Raw genomic sequence first — 14,488 nt, forward strand, 5'->3', positions numbered from 1 at the left:
CCCGCGCGCCATCCCGTCACATCAGTAGCTCGCGAACTCCAGGTCGAAATCCACTCCATTCACCGCTTCTGGGTCGCACTCGACCTGTGCCCGGACCGCCGCCAGTAGGACAGGAATGTCCGGATTCTGGCGATGGCCACTCGGACGCGAGGGAGATGTGGCGCTCACGACCACCCAGTCATGGCTGCCAGTGGCCGCACGGACCTGCCTGTCCGCTCGACCGAAATCCCAATGCGACAGGCGGTTCAGCGAAGGCTGTGTGCGGTGGCGGGCCATGGTCATCCTCCTGCCTCGACTCCGCGAGGCTGGCCGTTGGTTGTGCAGACGTCATGCCAGCCTGCCGGCTGGGCAGACGGGCGTGCCGCGTACGACGCTTTTCCCTCTGAGAAGCGGGGGCTCGCCCGGAAGTGGTGGCTTCGGGGCACCGGGTCAGACTTGACGCGGGACGACGGTCGCGACAGGAACAGGCCACGCATGGCGTTCCTCCTGGCACACGAAGTCGAGCAGCCCCGGGCCTGCAGCTACCTGCCGGAGCGGGAGGCCTCGCTCGAAAACCTCGTGCTGGAGGACGTCACGCCGGAGGAGTACGAGCACCTGCTGGTGCGAGGCTGGCGCCGCTTCGGCCTGGTGTACTTCCGGCCGGCCTGCGTGGGCTGCAATGCCTGCGTGTCATTGCGCATCCCCGTGGAGGGCTTCCGGCCCAACCGCAGCCAGCGCCGCGCGCGTGCCGCGTGCGCGCACCTGCGCGTGGAGGTGGGGCCGCCGCGTGTGGATGACGCGCGGCTGGCGCTGTATCGCCAGTGGCATTCGGAGCGCGAGACCAAGCGCGAATGGGAGCCGTCACCCATCACCGCGCGCGAGTACTCGCTCCAGTTCTCCTATCCGCACCCGTCCGCGCGCGAGGTGGCGTGGTACGACGACGGCGCGGAGGGCGGGCCCAGGCTGGTGGGCGTGGGCATCTGCGACGAGACGCCGCGCGCCTGGAGCGCCGTGTATTTCTTCTACGACCCCGCCTACGCGCACCTGTCGCTGGGCACGGCCAACGTGCTGCACCAGGTGGAGCTGGCGAAGGCGCGGGGCATCCCCCACGTCTACCTGGGCTACCGCGTGCTGGCCTGCGCGTCCCTGCGCTACAAGGGCGCCTTCCGCCCGCACGAGTTGCTGGAGGAGCGGCCCGCGCTGGACGCGGCGCCTCACTGGGTGGCGCCGCCCGAGGAGGCCTGAGGCAGGGCCTGGAGCGCCGCGCCGAAGTGCTGGAGCAGCCGGCGCGCGTACTCCTCCGGCGCCACACGCGCGTACTGGCCATGGCCCGCGCCCTCGACGACCCAGAGTGACTTGGGTTCACACGCGGCCTGGAAGAGGCTGGCCTGGAGCTTCGCGGGCGCGTCCGGGTCCACGTCGCCGTTGACCAGCAGCAGCGGCCGGCCGCCCAGCCGGCACATCCCGTCAATGGGGCGCACCGCGTCCACCGTCACGCCCGCGCGGCGCAGGGCCCACAGCACCGGCTCCGCGCTCATCGCACCCCAGCGGCCATAGCCCGCGTAGATGTCCGCCTCCAGCGCGGGATACGCCCCCGCGGCGGCCACCGCCTTCACCCGCGCGTCCTCGCTGGCGACCAGGAGCGACGTGGTGCCGCCCATGGAGAAGCCGAAGAGGCCCAACCGTCCCGGGTCCACGTCCGGGCGCCCTGAGACGAAATCCAGCGCCGCCGTGACGTCGCGCCGCTCCCGGTCTCCCCACGTCACCGTGTCGCCGCCGCTCTCGCCGTGCGCGCGCAAATCAAAGAGCAACACACCGTAGCCCGCGCCCGCGAGCGTCCGGGCCTCGAAGAGCAGCTGCGCGCGGTTGTCCGCGAAGCCGTGTACCAGCACCACCGCGGCGCGGTTGCGGGAAGGCACGTACCAACCCTTGAGCGGCACCCCGTCGGACGTGGTGAAGGCCACGTCCTTCAGTGGCGACAACGCCGGCTCCGCCGGGGGACGTGTCACCGGAATGGGCGGCGGATGCAGCAGGCCCTGGCCGATGCGATGACCGTTCACCACGAGATATCCCGCCGCGGCGAGCGACACGCAGAGGGGCGCCAGCGCCATGAGACAGCGGACTTGAGTGCGTGTTTTCACGGATATCTAGGATTGGCTTGGAATAAAGCGAACCCTAGCTGAGCCGAGGGGGTGGCGGAGCGAATGCAAGTTGGCTACACCGCGGGTGGGTCAGGTTGGAGCCGGGGGGAGTCCTGTCACTCCGAAGGTCCTGGACCGCGGTGTCTCGAAGCACGTGAGAGTGCGGGTGATGCTCGTAACGACACAGGGCGAGGCGCCTCCAGTAGCCGCTCGGAAGCGGGTGCTGTTCACGCTGGTGTTCCTGGGCTCGGGCGGCATCGAACGGTCCGTGTGCAACGTGCTGACGGGGCTGGACCCCGGCCGGTTCGACACGAAGATGTTTTTCCACCACCGGCCCCATCCGAAGAGCCAGAGCGACCGGATTCCGCAGCGCACCGAGGTGGTGTGGGGCACCGACGCCTTTGAGTACCGGCGGGGCATGCTGCCGCGCTTCTTCTGGCGGCTGGTGCGCGAGGCGCGCGACGTGGACGTCATCGTGGCGGGGCAGGAGGGCCGGGCGGCGCTGCTGGCGTGCCTGGCGGGGCAGCTGCTGCGCAAGCCCGTGGTGGGCATGATTCACTTCGACTGGGGCGCCTTCCACCTGGAGCAGCCCCGGCGGCAGCTCTGGGGGCTGCGGTGGCTCTACCCTCGGATGAGCCGCATCGTCGCGTGCGGCCACGACTCAGCGAAGGCCTTCCGGGACCTGGTGCCGGTGGGGCCCGAGCAGCTCCACGTCATCCCCAACTTCGTGGACGGCGACCGGGTGCGCGCCGCCGGTGAGCACCCGCTGCCCGCCTGGGCGGAGCCCGTCTTCCGCAAGCCCGTGGTCATCGCCGTGGGGCGGCTGGAGCACCAGAAGGCCTTCGACGTGCTCATCCGGAGCCACGCGCTGATGCGCCAGGCCGGGGTGGACCAGCACCTGCTCATCCTGGGGGAAGGCTCGCTGGAGGCGGAGCTGAAGGCGCTGGTGAAGTCCCTGGGCGTGGAGGACTCCGTCTTCCTGCCGGGCTTCGCGCCCAACCCCCATGCGCTGATGCGGCGGGCGGCGGCCTTCGCCCTGTCCTCGCGCTTCGAGGGGCTGCCCATGGTGCTGCTGGAGGCGCTGGCCCTGGGCTGTCCCGTGGTCAGTACCGACTGCCCCTCCGGCCCCGCGGAGGTGCTGGAGCACGGCAAGCACGGCGTCCTGGTGCCCATGGAGCAGCCCCAGGCGCTGGCGGACGCCCTGGCGCGAATCGTCCAGGACGACGTGCACCGGGCCGACCTGTCCGCCCGGGCCCGGCGCCGCTCCGAGGAGCTGTCCGCCGACCGCGCCCTCAAGGCCTGGGAGTCCCTGCTCTCGTCGCTCTGACAGCGGGAGAGGGGCCCGGTCCCCCGCCTTCCGGACGGGGGGATGAAATGAGCCCTCTCGGGGGTTCCCCTGCACGGCTTCGGGACGTCCACCTTCGTCCCGGAGGCCCGGCCGGGCGGCACCTGGAGCAGGAATCCCTTGCCGGCTCCCGGCTGCTTCACGAGGATTCGCCCCCATCATGACGACGACGAACGAAACGCAGGGCCTGAACTTCCTCCAGGAAATCATCGAGGAAGACCAGCGGACGGGAAAGTACGCGGGCCGCGTGCACACCCGCTTCCCGCCCGAGCCCAACGGCTACCTCCACATCGGCCACGCCAAGTCCATCTGCCTCAACTTCGGGCTGGCGCAGCAATACGGAGGCAAGTGCAACCTGCGCTTCGACGACACCAACCCCGTCACCGAGGACACCGACTACGTCGAGGCCATCCAGCGTGACGTGAAGTGGCTGGGCTTCGAGTGGGAGGACCGGAAGTTCTTCGCGTCCGACTACTTCCCGAAGCTCTACGACTTCGCCGTGCAGCTCATCAAGCAGGGCAAGGCGTACGTGTGCAGCCTGTCCCCGGAGGAGATTCGCGAGTACCGCGGCGACTTCACCACGCCGGGGCGCAACAGCCCGTACCGCGAGCGCTCCGTGGAGGAGAACCTGGACCTGTTCCACCGCATGCGCGCGGGCGAGTTCTCCGACGGCCAGCACACCCTGCGGGCGAAGATCGACATGGCGTCGCCCAACCCCGTGCTGCGCGACCCGCCCATCTACCGCATCCGTCACGCGCACCATCACCGCACCGGCGACGCGTGGCCCATCTACCCGCTCTACGACTTCGCGCACTGCCTGTCGGACGCGATTGAGGGCATCACCCACTCCATCTGCACGCTGGAGTTCGAGAACCGGCGCGTGCTGTACGACTGGATTGTCGACAGCCTCGTCAGCGGGGACCGGCCGTACCAGTACGAGTTCAACCGGCTGAACCTCAACTACACGGTGATGAGCAAGCGCAAGCTGCTCAAGCTGGTGACGGAGGGCTTCGTGGCCGGGTGGGATGACCCCCGGATGATGACGATTACCGGCCTGCGCCGCCGTGGCTTCACGCCGGCGTCCATCCGGGACTTCGCCACGCGCGTGGGCGTGGGCAAGGCGCAGCAGCTCATCGACATGAGCCTGTTGGAGCTGTGCATCCGCGAGGACCTCAACGAGACGGCCCCTCGCGCCATGGCGGTGATGCGCCCGCTGAAGGTGGTGCTGGAGAACTACCCGGAGGGGCAGACGGAGCTGCTGGAGGTGCAGAACCATCCGCAGAAGCCGGAGATGGGGACGCGCCAGGTGCCCTTCATGCGCGAGCTGTACATCGAGGCGGACGACTTCATGGAGGACCCGCCGAAGGGGTTCTTCCGGCTGGCGCCCGGCAAGGAGGTGCGGCTGCGCTCGGCGTACTTCATCAAGTGCGAGCAGGTCATCAAGGACGCCGCGGGCAACGTGGTGGAGTTGCGCTGCTCGTATGACCCGGCCACGCGCGGCGGCAACGCGCCGGATGGCCGCAAGGTGAAGGGCACGCTGCACTGGGTGCCCGGCAACGCGCCCATCGCGGAGGTCCGCCTCTATGACCGGCTCTTCTCCGTGGAGGCGCCGGACGCGGACGAGTCCAAGGACTTCACCACGTTCCTCAACCCGGCCAGCCTCCAGACGCTGCGCGACGCCCGCGTCGAGCCGATGCTGGTGGATGCCGCCGTGGAGTCGCGCTACCAGTTCGAGCGCACCGGGTACTTCTACGTGGACCCGAAGGACTCGAAGCCGGGCAAGCCCGTCTTCAACCGCACGGTGACGCTGAAGGACTCATGGACGAAGGAGCAGGCCAAGGGGAAGTAGTCCCTGGCGTGCTTCCGGGTGCCGCCCACGCTGGCGGCACCCGGTCCGGTGCTTTCTTCGGAAGGCTCGCGGCCTACCGCGTCGCGGCGGGCTGCTCGAGCTCCTTGAGCATCTTCACCGCGTTCTCGTTCTTGGGGTCCAGCTCCAGGGACTTGCGGTAGTTCTCGATGGCCTGTTCCTTGTCGCCGTGGGCGGCGTAGGCCTCGCCGAGGCTGTCGTAGCCGTTGGCCCCCTTGGGGAACGTCTCCACGTTGAGCTTGAACACCTCGATGGCATCCGCCACGCGCCCGTCGCGCAAGAGGTGGTAGCCCACCGTGTTCAACTGCGATTCGCTGAAGTCGTACTGGGCTTCCTTCGTCTTCTTCAGCGCGCGGTAGTGGGCGATGGCCTCGGCGGTGGAGCCCTTGCCGAGAGACTCCATCATCACGGTGCCGATGGGCATCCGGGCCTGCCGGGGGGCGATGCCATGGAGGATGCTCAGCACGCCGCTTGCGATCTCCTGGAGGTCGCCGTGGGTCGCGTTGTCGAGGAGGATGACGACCTCCTTGCGCTCGGGCACGCGGACCAGCAGGGATGAGAAGCCGTTGATGCCGCCGCTGTGGAAGATGCCTGGGAGCTTCGTCTTGCCGTCATGCAACTGCACGGGGGCAATGGCCCAGCCGAAGCCGTAGTGCTGAAGGCCCGGGGTGAGCATCTTCTGCTTGAGCTCCGCGGGCATCAGCGCGTCGCCGTAGAAGGCCCGGTCCCAGCGGTACAGGTCCTCCACCGTCGAGTACAGCGCGCCGGCGGCATAGGGCTGGCCCATGTCGATGTAGGGCGCGTTGACGTACCCGCCCGGCCTGGGCGTGTAGCCGCTGGCGCGCTTGGGCAGCACCGTGGCGGTGACGTCATAGCCGGAGTCCTTCATGCCCAGCGGCCCGAAGATGCGCGCCTGCACGGCCTGCGCATACGTCTGGCCGGTGAGCTTCTCGATGAGGGCGCCCAGCAGGTAGTAGCCGCAGTTGTTGTACGCGTACTTCGTGCCGGGCTCGAACTCCAGGTCGCCACTGCAGGACTTCTTCACGAACTCCGCGACGCCATAGGGGTTGACCGAGTCGGCCCGGAACTGGGGGGCCGACGTGTAGCTGGGGATGCCGGAGGTGTGGTTCAGCAGGTGGGTGAGGGTGACGCGCCCGCCGGTGTCGCCCCGGTAGTCCGGCAGGTGCTTCGTGATGGGGTCATCGAGCTGGAGCTTTCCCTCGGCGACGAGCTGCAGGATGACGGTCGCCGTGAAGGACTTGGTGATGGAGCCGATGCGGAACTTCGTATCCGGCGCGTTGGGCACTTTCCACTCGAGGTTCGCGGAGCCGTAGCCCTTCTTGAGGAGGAGGCCTCCCTCATGGGCCACGAGCGCCGTCCCGTTGAACAGGCCCTTCTGGTGGAACCCATGGATGTACCGGTCTACCTCCTGCTTCCGGTTCGCCGCCTCCGCCACCGGCGCCACCAGCACGCAAGCCACCAGTGCGCCCATGAGGCGCGCGCTCAGCCATCTCATTCAGACCTCCCCTTCTTTTCGCGCAGTACGTGCGGGGATGCGGGTGATTGCAGCTGTTTTCACGGGCCGCCCCGGTTTTCCCTTAGTCCAGAAGTCGGGTTTTCTGTCGGACGCTTGTTCATGAGAAGTGAAGGGGTGTCTTGCATAGACAGTCATTCATGCACGACAAGGGTTGGCGTCAATGGCTGTCGAAAAAGGAGCCCATGATATGGCAAAGCCTTCCCCCGATGGCGTGCATCGCTTCCTGGCCCCGGCGAACCAGATTGATTTTCCCGAGGACCCGACAGCACAGAAGAAGCTCAACGAGGCATGGAACTTCAACCTCACGGGCTTCACCGACCAGGGCATCACGGGCAACCCGTGGAACATGTCCAACTCCGCCAACAATACCTGGTATTTCAACCCCGCGCAGACGGACACGGCGCAGGGGAGCTACGCCGCCATCCAGTGGAATGCGTTCCCCGGCCGTCTGGGTTTCTACTTCGGCGGGCAGGGTGGGACGAATGCCAAGGGGCTGGTACTGCCGGAGGAGGACCTGCTGGCCCTGGCGGACACGGGCCGGACGAAGGATGGAACGCCATTCTCGGACCTGCCGCAAATCACCAATCCCTGTTCCGGGGACGTGAGCCACTACGGCCCCTTCGGCCCTCGGGGCTGGCAGGACGAATACTGCGAATGGAGCGTCGAGCGCGACAGCCAGGGCAACATCCTCCGCATCGACTTCACGTGTGAGAATCCGGAGTACTGGAACACGCTGTGGGCGGTGGACCCGAACAAGGTGCTGGAGCTGTATCGCTCCACCCTGGGCAAGCGGCAGATCGCGCTGGAGGACCTGTATCTGATGGACCCGTCCACGGGACGGCCGGTGGAGGACCCGTCCACGGGACGCCCCGCGTACAACCCACTCAACAGGTGGAACAGCGGGCCGGTGTCCACGGCGAGCCAGGGTGGCGCCATGCACCTGACGAGCACGCCCAACACGCTCCAGACGGAAATCGGGCTCGCCTCGGCCGCGACGGTGCCGCGTCCCGTGGGCAACTCCAATGCGCAGACGCTCATCTGCTGCGCGCAGTATGGCCAGCCCGCCCGAAACAGCGACCCGCACATCGGGCTGTCCGTGAATCAGCTCGTCGCGCCGCCCAATCCGCAGCGGCCGTCGAACAAGGCCACCCTGGCCAATCCGCCCGGGCTCTACATCCAGATGCCAGACTTCTCTGGCTACCAGACGCCGGACCAGACGAGCGCGGCGGAGTTCTGGACCATCGTCCGAGGCACCTCGTCGCTGACGGACCCGGATGGCAGGCCCATGCCGGGCAACTACATCCTGCACGCCACCTTCCGGGTGCCGCCGAACAAGCGCTACACCGTCTCCGACATCACCATCAACGGCCAGAAGATTCGCTGGGCCGGGCAGGTGGCGCAGACCTTCCTCATGCAAATCACCGGCATGGGACTGGCGCAGCCCTCCCGCGCGCCGGTACAGGACTGCGTGGGCGTGCCGTCCACGGAGCTGGCGCAGCCGCTACAGCTCTTCCATTCCAGCGTGTTCAGCGCCCTGGCCGGTACCCACGTGCCCAACTTGATGGGCGTGCCCATGAACCTGGCCAGCAACAGCACCCTGATTGCCCCGACGGTGAGGGCCGGTGACACGAATGTCCCCATGGTGCTGACCGCGCTGCTGCCCGACATCTCCGCGCTGCCGACTGTGGCCTTCGACGGGGGCGGCATCACCGTCCAGGTGCAGGACATGAAGTCGGTGGACTACGCGGTGCCCGGGAACACCTATCCCGGGCCGGTGGCGGCCATCCGCATCCTGGTGTCCGTGCAGGCGGACGCGGCGCCGGGCCCCCGGGGGGTCTTCGTCACCGGTGCGGGGCAGGCGAAGACACCGACGCCGTTCCCCGCGGCGCTGCACGTCACCTCCCGGTAGGCCCGCGAGCGTGCCCATGCCCGTGCTCCAGAATCGCGTTGGCGTCGCGTTGGCGTCGCTGTTGCTCGCCGCTGGCTGTGCCAGGGACAGGGCCTCCCGGGAAGCGCCTCCGGGGGGGACTGTTGCCCAGGCGGAGACGGGGGCTCCGGCTCCCGCCCGTGCAGCCCCCTCCGGCGCTCCACCGCAATTCAACTGCGGCAGTCAGCAGATTCTGGAGCTCGGCCCGGAGGTGCCTCCGGACTTCAGCCAGGTGGTGGGCCAGGAAGACGCGAACTGCTTCGCCTGGCAGCAGTTCATCGCGTTGAACTGGCCCGAGTCCGGCATGGACGGGGGGACGGCTGGTTTTGGCACCCCCGGGGACCTGGAGCCCGTGCAATGGCAGACGTACATGAGCACCGGCCAGCTCTTCCTGCCGGACGGGGGCGCGCCTCCCGCCTGGGGCACGCAGGCACGCATCACGGATGCGTGTCTGGCGGAAGCGGGGCTCTCCGTGGCGCAGGCCCGGGAACGCCTGCCGTTGATGGTCGCGTCGAAGTTCGCGGAGAACTTCTTCCCCGGGAGCGCGAACCAGGCGTTCCCCTTCGACGGCTCGCCCGCGTGGCTGGGGGCGCCCGGAGACACCAACGTCTGGTACGACGTGAAGGTCAACCAGCCCGAATACGACTACATCGTCGACGCGGGTCTCTACAACGCGGCGAACCAGCTGGCCCTGGTGGATTCCGGCGTGCCCGTGGTCCTGCCACAAGGCGCGTACCAGCCAGCGCCCGGCTCGGTGGGCGCCATCGAGCTGAAGTCGGCGTGGATGGAAGTGGCCAATCCCTCCGACGCGCGCTGGAACACGTACAAGCTGTCGCCCGCCGTGGTGGTGGACCCGTCGACGCAGCGGTGTAGGACGGCGACCGTGGCGCTGGTGGGGCTGCACATCATCCATGCCACCCAGTCCCAACCGTCCATCATCTGGGCCACGTTCGAACACGAGGCGAATGCGCCGGACCAGGGCACCGACGCGGGGACGGGCGCGTGGAACTTCTTCGATGCCGCCTGCTCGCCGCGCACGCTGACGGTGCCCGCCAACTGCGCGGCGGATGGGACGTCCACGGAGGTGACGGTGGGGTGCGAGCCCAACGTGCCGCCGCCGTACCACATTGGCGACGGCTGCCCGGGGCCCGTGCCCATCCAGGTGACGCGGCTGACGCCCATCGACCCGATGGCGAAGCGGGTGAATCAACGGGTCCAGCAGAACATCGCGACGCACTTCCCGGAATCGGTATGGAAGCACTACGTGCTGGTGAACGTGCTCTGGTCCACCAATCCCAGCCCCAGCCCGACGAAGCCCGTGAAGGCGCCGCTGCCCTTCGCCGCGCCCACGCCCTCCGGGTCAGTGGCCATCGCCAACACGACCATGGAGACCTATATCCAGCGGACCGCGGACTTCGGCCAGGGGCCCCAGGCGAGCAACTGCATCGTCTGTCACCGGAACGCGACGCTCGCTGGCAAGACGGGCATCGCGTCGGATTTCAGCTTCGTCTTCGGACTGGCGCAGGGCCTGCCACCGTCCCAGGCACCGTCGCTGAAGTCCATGCGTCTGACGCCGAGCGAGAAGGCCGCGGTGGCCCATCCCCCGACGATGCGGCGAATCATTCAATAGCGTCACGAGGGGGCGCCTCGCGCGTCATCTCCACCATGGTGGGGCGCCACCCCAGCTTCGCGAACAGGCGCTGCGCGGTCGCGTTCTGCGCGGCGGTGTGGAGGACGACGCGCGGCACCCCCAGGGCCGTCAGGCGCTTCATCATCTCCTCCGCGAGCAGGACGCCCACGCCCGCGCCACGGGCCTTCTCGTCCACCCAGATGTCATGGAAGCCGCCGCTGCGGTCCAGCAGGGCATTCCAGTCCATGCCTTCCACGCGGCCGTAGGCGTAGCCCACGACCTCGCCGTCCAGCTCCGCCACCAGGACGACCGCGTCGGGCTTCCTGGCCTCGCGGCCCAGCCACCCGCGGTAGCCCGACTCCACGTCGTCTGGGAGCATGAAGCGCGCGGTGTCGAAGGCGTGGTGTTGCCGGGCGAGCGCCGCGCCCATGCGCCCCAGGGCGGGCTCATCCGAGGGCTTGGCGGGACGGAGGGTGACGGGCATGGCGGCTCCTGGCGAAGGCATGGCCCCTTCCTATAACGGGCTTCTTCACCGAGCGATGGCCTCGTTGGAATGCACGGCTTGGCGGCGTGGCCACGAGACAACATTGTTGACGAGGAAGGGCGTCCAGGAGTCGTTGGTGGACGGGAGGCACGCCAACGGGGAGGGCGCCTCGTTGCCTCCTTGCGTTGGACGCGCCCCTCCCATGGACCACCTGGAAGACAGCACCTGGATGTCGGCTCCGCTCGCCCGGGACGATGGCACGCGTCCCGGCGGGCATGCCTTCGCGGACGGCGAGGGCGGCATCCCGCTCGGCATCCTGGAGGCGGTCTTCCTCAGCATGGGAGATGGCGTGACGGTGGTCGACCGGCACGGCCGGTTCGTCCTCCTCAACCCCATGGCCCAGCAGATCTTCGGCGCGCTGCCCCCGCCGGAGATGCCGGTGTCCCAGTGGTCGAAGTACTTCGGGCTCTACCTCCCCGACACCGTGACGCCCTATCCCGTCGAGACGCTGCCGCTCAGCCGTGCCCTGCTGCATGGCGAGGCGGTGGACCAGGCGGAGGTCTACGTACGCAACGCCCGCCACCCCAAGGGCCTCTGGCTGCAGGTGGGCGCGCGCGTGCTCACCGACTCGACGGGAGACGTATACGGCGCGGCGTCCGTGTTCCGGGACATCACCGCCATCAAGCAGACGGAGGCAGCGCTTCGCGCGGAGGAAGAGAAGTTCCGGAGCCTCTACAGGTACACGCCTGCGATGATGCACTCCATCGACGCGGAGGGCCGGCTGGTCAGCGTCAGCGAGTTCTGGCTGCGCACCCTGGGCTATTCGCGCGAGGAGGTCCTGGGCCGTCACTCCGTGGACTTCTTCACGCCGGAGTCTCGCCGGTATGCGACCGAGCACGTCCTGCCCGTGTTCTTCAAGACGGGCGTCTGCAAGGACGTGCCGTACCAGATTCTGAAGAAGAACGGCGAGGTGCTCGACGTCCTCCTCTCCGCCATCTCGGAGCGGGACGCGTCGGGCCAGATGGTTCGGTCGCTGGCGGTGCTGACCGACGTGACGGAGCGCAAGCGCGCCGAGGACGCGCTCGCCGAGAGCGAGAAGCGGCTGCGCGCCATCCTGGACAACGCCAACGCCGTGTTCTTCATCCTCGACCGGCAGGAGCGCTACATCTTCGTGAACCGCGAGTGGGAGCGGCTCTTCCACCGCACGCTGCAGGAGGTCGCTGGGAAGTCCACGTCGGACATCTTCCCCGGGCCGCAGGCGGCGCGCTTCCGTGAGACGAGTCAGGCCGTCTTCACCACCGGGGAGCTCGTCCAGCGGGAGGAGTGCATCCCCCTGGAAGACGGCGTCCACACCCACCTCACGCAGAAGTTCCCGCTCATCGATTCCTCGGGCACGCTCTATGCGCTGTGCGGTATCTCCACCGACGTCACCGAGCTCAAGCAGATGGAGCTGGGGCAGCGCTTCCTGTCGGAGGCCAGCCAGGCGCTGGTGACGTCGCTCGACTCGGAGACCACGCTCCAGCGCGTGGCGGAGCTGTCCGTCCCCACCCTGGGGGAGCTGTGCGTCGTCTCCCTGTTGGGCAAGGACGCGGCGCTGCGCCCCGTGGCCGTCGCCGCCAGTTCGCCCGAAGGGGGCCGCACCGTTCGCGAGTTCCTCCAGGCCCATCCCCCCGTCTCCGGTCCGCGGGATGGTCCCTATGGGGTGCTGGAGACGGGGCATTCGGAGTCGTCCCCGGATGCCCTGGGCCTGCTGGACCCGGATGGGCTCCGAGACGAACGGTGGAGCGCGGTGAGGGCACTGAGCGCTCGGGCATCACTGAATGTCCCGCTGCGAGCGCGGGGCCCCATCCTGGGCGTGCTGTCCGTTGTCGCGGCGCATCCGGGGCGTCCGTATGGCCCACGCGAGCGCTCACTGGCCGAGGAGCTGGGGCAGCGCGCGGCCTTCGCCATCGAGAACGCCGAGCTCTATCGCAAGGCCCAGGAGTCCATCCGCGCTCGCGACGAGTTCCTGTCGATTGCCTCGCATGAGCTGAAGACGCCCGTCACCTCCATGAAGCTGCGTGTGCAGCAACTGACGCGGACCCTGTCTCGGCAGGAGTCCGGCCAGCTTCCCGTGGAGAAGGTGGCCGCCCTGCTGGATGTCTTCGGGGATCAGCTCCGGCGTCTGTCGCACCTGGTGGAGCATCTGCTGGACGTGTCGCGCGTCAACGAGCGCCAGGTGGACCTGCGGCGCGAGGACATGGACCTGGTGGCGGTGGCCCGGGACGTCACGGGCCACCTGCGGGGACAGATGGGCCGGGCGGGCTGCGTGTTCGAGCTGGTGGCGCCCACGCCGGTCCTGGGGCGATGGGACCGGCTCCGGATGGAGCAGGTAATGATCAACCTGCTGACCAACGCGATGAAGTACGGCGCCGGCAAGCCCATCCGCATGGAGGTGTCACGCGTCGGGGAGGGGGCCCGCATCCGCATCCAGGACCATGGCGTGGGCATTCCCCTGGAGGCGCAGCCGCGCATCTTCGACCGCTTCGAGCGCGCCGCGTCCCGCAACTACGGAGGCCTGGGGCTGGGGCTCTTCATCACCCGGCGGCTCGTGGAAGCGCACGGCGGGACGATTCGCGTCGAAAGCCAGCCGGGGAAGGGCGCCACCTTCGTCGTCGACCTTCCCCCGGAGGCTCGCTGAGCCGTGACTGGAGGAGGACGGAGGGGCAGACTTCGGCCACTGCATGCATCCGCTCGACACCGAACTCGACATCGCCCGCCGCGTAGCCCGCCAGGCGGGAGCCATCCTCCTGGAGGTCTACGCCACGCCCTTCGCCGTCCATGACAAGGCGGGCGGCATGGGGCCCGTCACCGAGGCCGACGAGCGCGCCAACGCCTTCATCGTGGAAGCGCTGCGCGACGCATTCCCTTCCGACGGGGTCGTGGCCGAGGAGTCCGACAACACCTCCGGCGCGAGCCGCTTCGAGCGCTGCTGGTTCGTGGACCCCATGGACGGCACGCAGGAGTTCGTCAACCGCAACGGCGAGTTCGCCATCCATATCGGGCTCGCCATCGCGGGGATGGCCACGCTGGGCGTCGTGTACCGGCCCGTTGGAGACACGCTGTACTGGGGCGTGGTGGGGCAGGGCGGCTTCGTGGAGGACGCGAGGGGCGCCGCGCCCTGCGGGTGTCGGACACGGCGGAGCCGTCCGCGCTGCGGCTGGTGGTGTCCCGCTCACACCGCTCGCGCCTGACGGACGCGGTGGCCCAGCGGCTGGGCATCACGCACGAGCAGGCGTGTGGCTCCGTGGGCCTCAAGTGCGGTCTGCTGGCGGAGGCCGCCTGCGACCTCTACCTGCACGTCAGCGACAAGAGCTATCGCTGGGACAACTGCGCGCCCGAAGCGGTGCTGCGCGCGGCGGGCGGCATCCTCACGGACCTGGGCGGGACGCCGTACGCCTATGACGGTTCGGAGCTCCAGAACCGCCGCGGCCTGCTGGCCTGCAACGCCGCCGCCTTCGAGCACGTGGCGCCCGTGGTGGCCGGGTTCGCCCGCGAGGCCGGCATTCTTCGCTGAGGCCTCGCGGACGCCGCTCGCG

Annotated in this window: 12 protein-coding genes; 8 read left to right on the forward strand and 4 right to left on the reverse strand. The window is 68.7% G+C overall.

Annotation, left to right across the window (positions count from 1 at the left end):
* Window positions 1–21: 21 nt before the first annotated feature.
* Complete coding sequence (locus QEG98_RS12295) at window positions 22–276, reverse strand: hypothetical protein (RefSeq protein WP_316566875.1); 255 nt, start codon at window positions 274–276, stop codon at window positions 22–24.
* Between the two features lie 198 nt (window positions 277–474).
* On the opposite strand from QEG98_RS12295, the gene QEG98_RS12300 reads away from it, so the two are divergent.
* Window positions 475–1,224 (forward strand): arginyltransferase, encoded by a 750-nt coding sequence (locus tag QEG98_RS12300; RefSeq protein ID WP_316566876.1) that lies wholly within the window; start codon window positions 475–477, stop codon window positions 1,222–1,224.
* Here the strand turns inward: QEG98_RS12300 and QEG98_RS12305 are convergent.
* Complete coding sequence (locus QEG98_RS12305) at window positions 1,194–2,090, reverse strand: alpha/beta hydrolase (RefSeq protein WP_316566877.1); 897 nt, start codon at window positions 2,088–2,090, stop codon at window positions 1,194–1,196. The two genes, QEG98_RS12300 and QEG98_RS12305, sit on opposite strands and share 31 nt — an antisense overlap.
* Window positions 2,091–2,289: 199 nt before the next feature.
* Between QEG98_RS12305 and QEG98_RS12310 the strand changes: the two genes are divergently transcribed.
* Window positions 2,290–3,447 (forward strand): glycosyltransferase, encoded by a 1,158-nt coding sequence (locus QEG98_RS12310; RefSeq protein WP_316566878.1) that lies wholly within the window; start codon window positions 2,290–2,292, stop codon window positions 3,445–3,447.
* A gap of 178 nt (window positions 3,448–3,625) precedes the next feature.
* Complete coding sequence (locus tag QEG98_RS12315) at window positions 3,626–5,314, forward strand: glutamine--tRNA ligase/YqeY domain fusion protein (protein ID WP_090489609.1); 1,689 nt, start codon at window positions 3,626–3,628, stop codon at window positions 5,312–5,314.
* A 73-nt stretch (window positions 5,315–5,387) separates the two neighbouring features.
* On the opposite strand, the gene QEG98_RS12320 is transcribed toward QEG98_RS12315, so the two are convergent.
* Window positions 5,388–6,848: a serine hydrolase gene (locus QEG98_RS12320; protein ID WP_316566879.1), complete on the reverse strand. Its 1,461-nt coding sequence runs from the start codon at window positions 6,846–6,848 to the stop codon at window positions 5,388–5,390.
* Between the two features lie 208 nt (window positions 6,849–7,056).
* Here QEG98_RS12320 and QEG98_RS12325 point away from each other — a divergent pair, with 208 nt between their 5' ends.
* Window positions 7,057–8,778: a hypothetical protein gene (locus tag QEG98_RS12325; protein WP_316566880.1), complete on the forward strand. Its 1,722-nt coding sequence runs from the start codon at window positions 7,057–7,059 to the stop codon at window positions 8,776–8,778.
* 16 nt (window positions 8,779–8,794) lie between these two features.
* Window positions 8,795–10,426: a cytochrome c family protein gene (locus QEG98_RS12330; protein WP_316566881.1), complete on the forward strand. Its 1,632-nt coding sequence runs from the start codon at window positions 8,795–8,797 to the stop codon at window positions 10,424–10,426.
* Here QEG98_RS12330 and QEG98_RS12335 read toward each other — a convergent pair.
* Window positions 10,416–10,910, reverse strand: coding sequence for a GNAT family N-acetyltransferase (locus QEG98_RS12335; protein ID WP_316566882.1), 495 nt, complete (start codon window positions 10,908–10,910; stop codon window positions 10,416–10,418). The two genes, QEG98_RS12330 and QEG98_RS12335, sit on opposite strands and share 11 nt — an antisense overlap.
* Window positions 10,911–11,112: 202 nt before the next feature.
* Between QEG98_RS12335 and QEG98_RS12340 the strand changes: the two genes are divergently transcribed.
* From QEG98_RS12340 to QEG98_RS12350, 3 genes are read left to right on the forward strand one after another with little or no spacing between them, the layout of a single operon-like run.
* On the forward strand, window positions 11,113–13,590 hold the full coding sequence (locus tag QEG98_RS12340) for a PAS domain S-box protein (protein WP_316566883.1): 2,478 nt from the start codon (window positions 11,113–11,115) through the stop codon (window positions 13,588–13,590).
* A gap of 43 nt (window positions 13,591–13,633) precedes the next feature.
* Window positions 13,634–14,143 carry a 3'(2'),5'-bisphosphate nucleotidase CysQ gene (locus QEG98_RS12345; RefSeq protein WP_316566884.1) on the forward strand — a complete coding sequence of 170 codons (510 nt, stop codon included), beginning with the start codon at window positions 13,634–13,636 and terminating at the stop codon, window positions 14,141–14,143.
* A complete protein-coding gene (locus tag QEG98_RS12350) occupies window positions 14,077–14,466 on the forward strand; it encodes an inositol monophosphatase family protein (RefSeq protein WP_316566885.1) in 390 nt (129 codons plus the stop codon). The genes QEG98_RS12345 and QEG98_RS12350 overlap by 67 nt, the downstream gene beginning before the upstream one ends.
* Window positions 14,467–14,488: the final 22 nt, after the last annotated feature.

This window comes from Myxococcus sp. MxC21-1, assembly GCF_032612255.1.
Classification (GTDB): Bacteria; Myxococcota; Myxococcia; order Myxococcales; family Myxococcaceae; genus Myxococcus; species Myxococcus virescens.

Coding starts and splice junctions, on each gene's coding strand:
- QEG98_RS12295 (WP_316566875.1), bottom strand. CDS start 276: ATGGCCCGCCACCGCACACAGCCTTCGCTGAACCGCCTGTCGCATTGG.
- QEG98_RS12300 (WP_316566876.1), top strand. CDS start 475: ATGGCGTTCCTCCTGGCACACGAAGTCGAGCAGCCCCGGGCCTGCAGC.
- QEG98_RS12305 (WP_316566877.1), bottom strand. CDS start 2,090: ATGGCGCTGGCGCCCCTCTGCGTGTCGCTCGCCGCGGCGGGATATCTC.
- QEG98_RS12310 (WP_316566878.1), top strand. CDS start 2,290: ATGCTCGTAACGACACAGGGCGAGGCGCCTCCAGTAGCCGCTCGGAAG.
- QEG98_RS12315 (WP_090489609.1), top strand. CDS start 3,626: ATGACGACGACGAACGAAACGCAGGGCCTGAACTTCCTCCAGGAAATC.
- QEG98_RS12320 (WP_316566879.1), bottom strand. CDS start 6,848: ATGAGATGGCTGAGCGCGCGCCTCATGGGCGCACTGGTGGCTTGCGTG.
- QEG98_RS12325 (WP_316566880.1), top strand. CDS start 7,057: ATGGCAAAGCCTTCCCCCGATGGCGTGCATCGCTTCCTGGCCCCGGCG.
- QEG98_RS12330 (WP_316566881.1), top strand. CDS start 8,795: ATGCCCGTGCTCCAGAATCGCGTTGGCGTCGCGTTGGCGTCGCTGTTG.
- QEG98_RS12335 (WP_316566882.1), bottom strand. CDS start 10,910: ATGCCCGTCACCCTCCGTCCCGCCAAGCCCTCGGATGAGCCCGCCCTG.
- QEG98_RS12340 (WP_316566883.1), top strand. CDS start 11,113: ATGGACCACCTGGAAGACAGCACCTGGATGTCGGCTCCGCTCGCCCGG.
- QEG98_RS12345 (WP_316566884.1), top strand. CDS start 13,634: ATGCATCCGCTCGACACCGAACTCGACATCGCCCGCCGCGTAGCCCGC.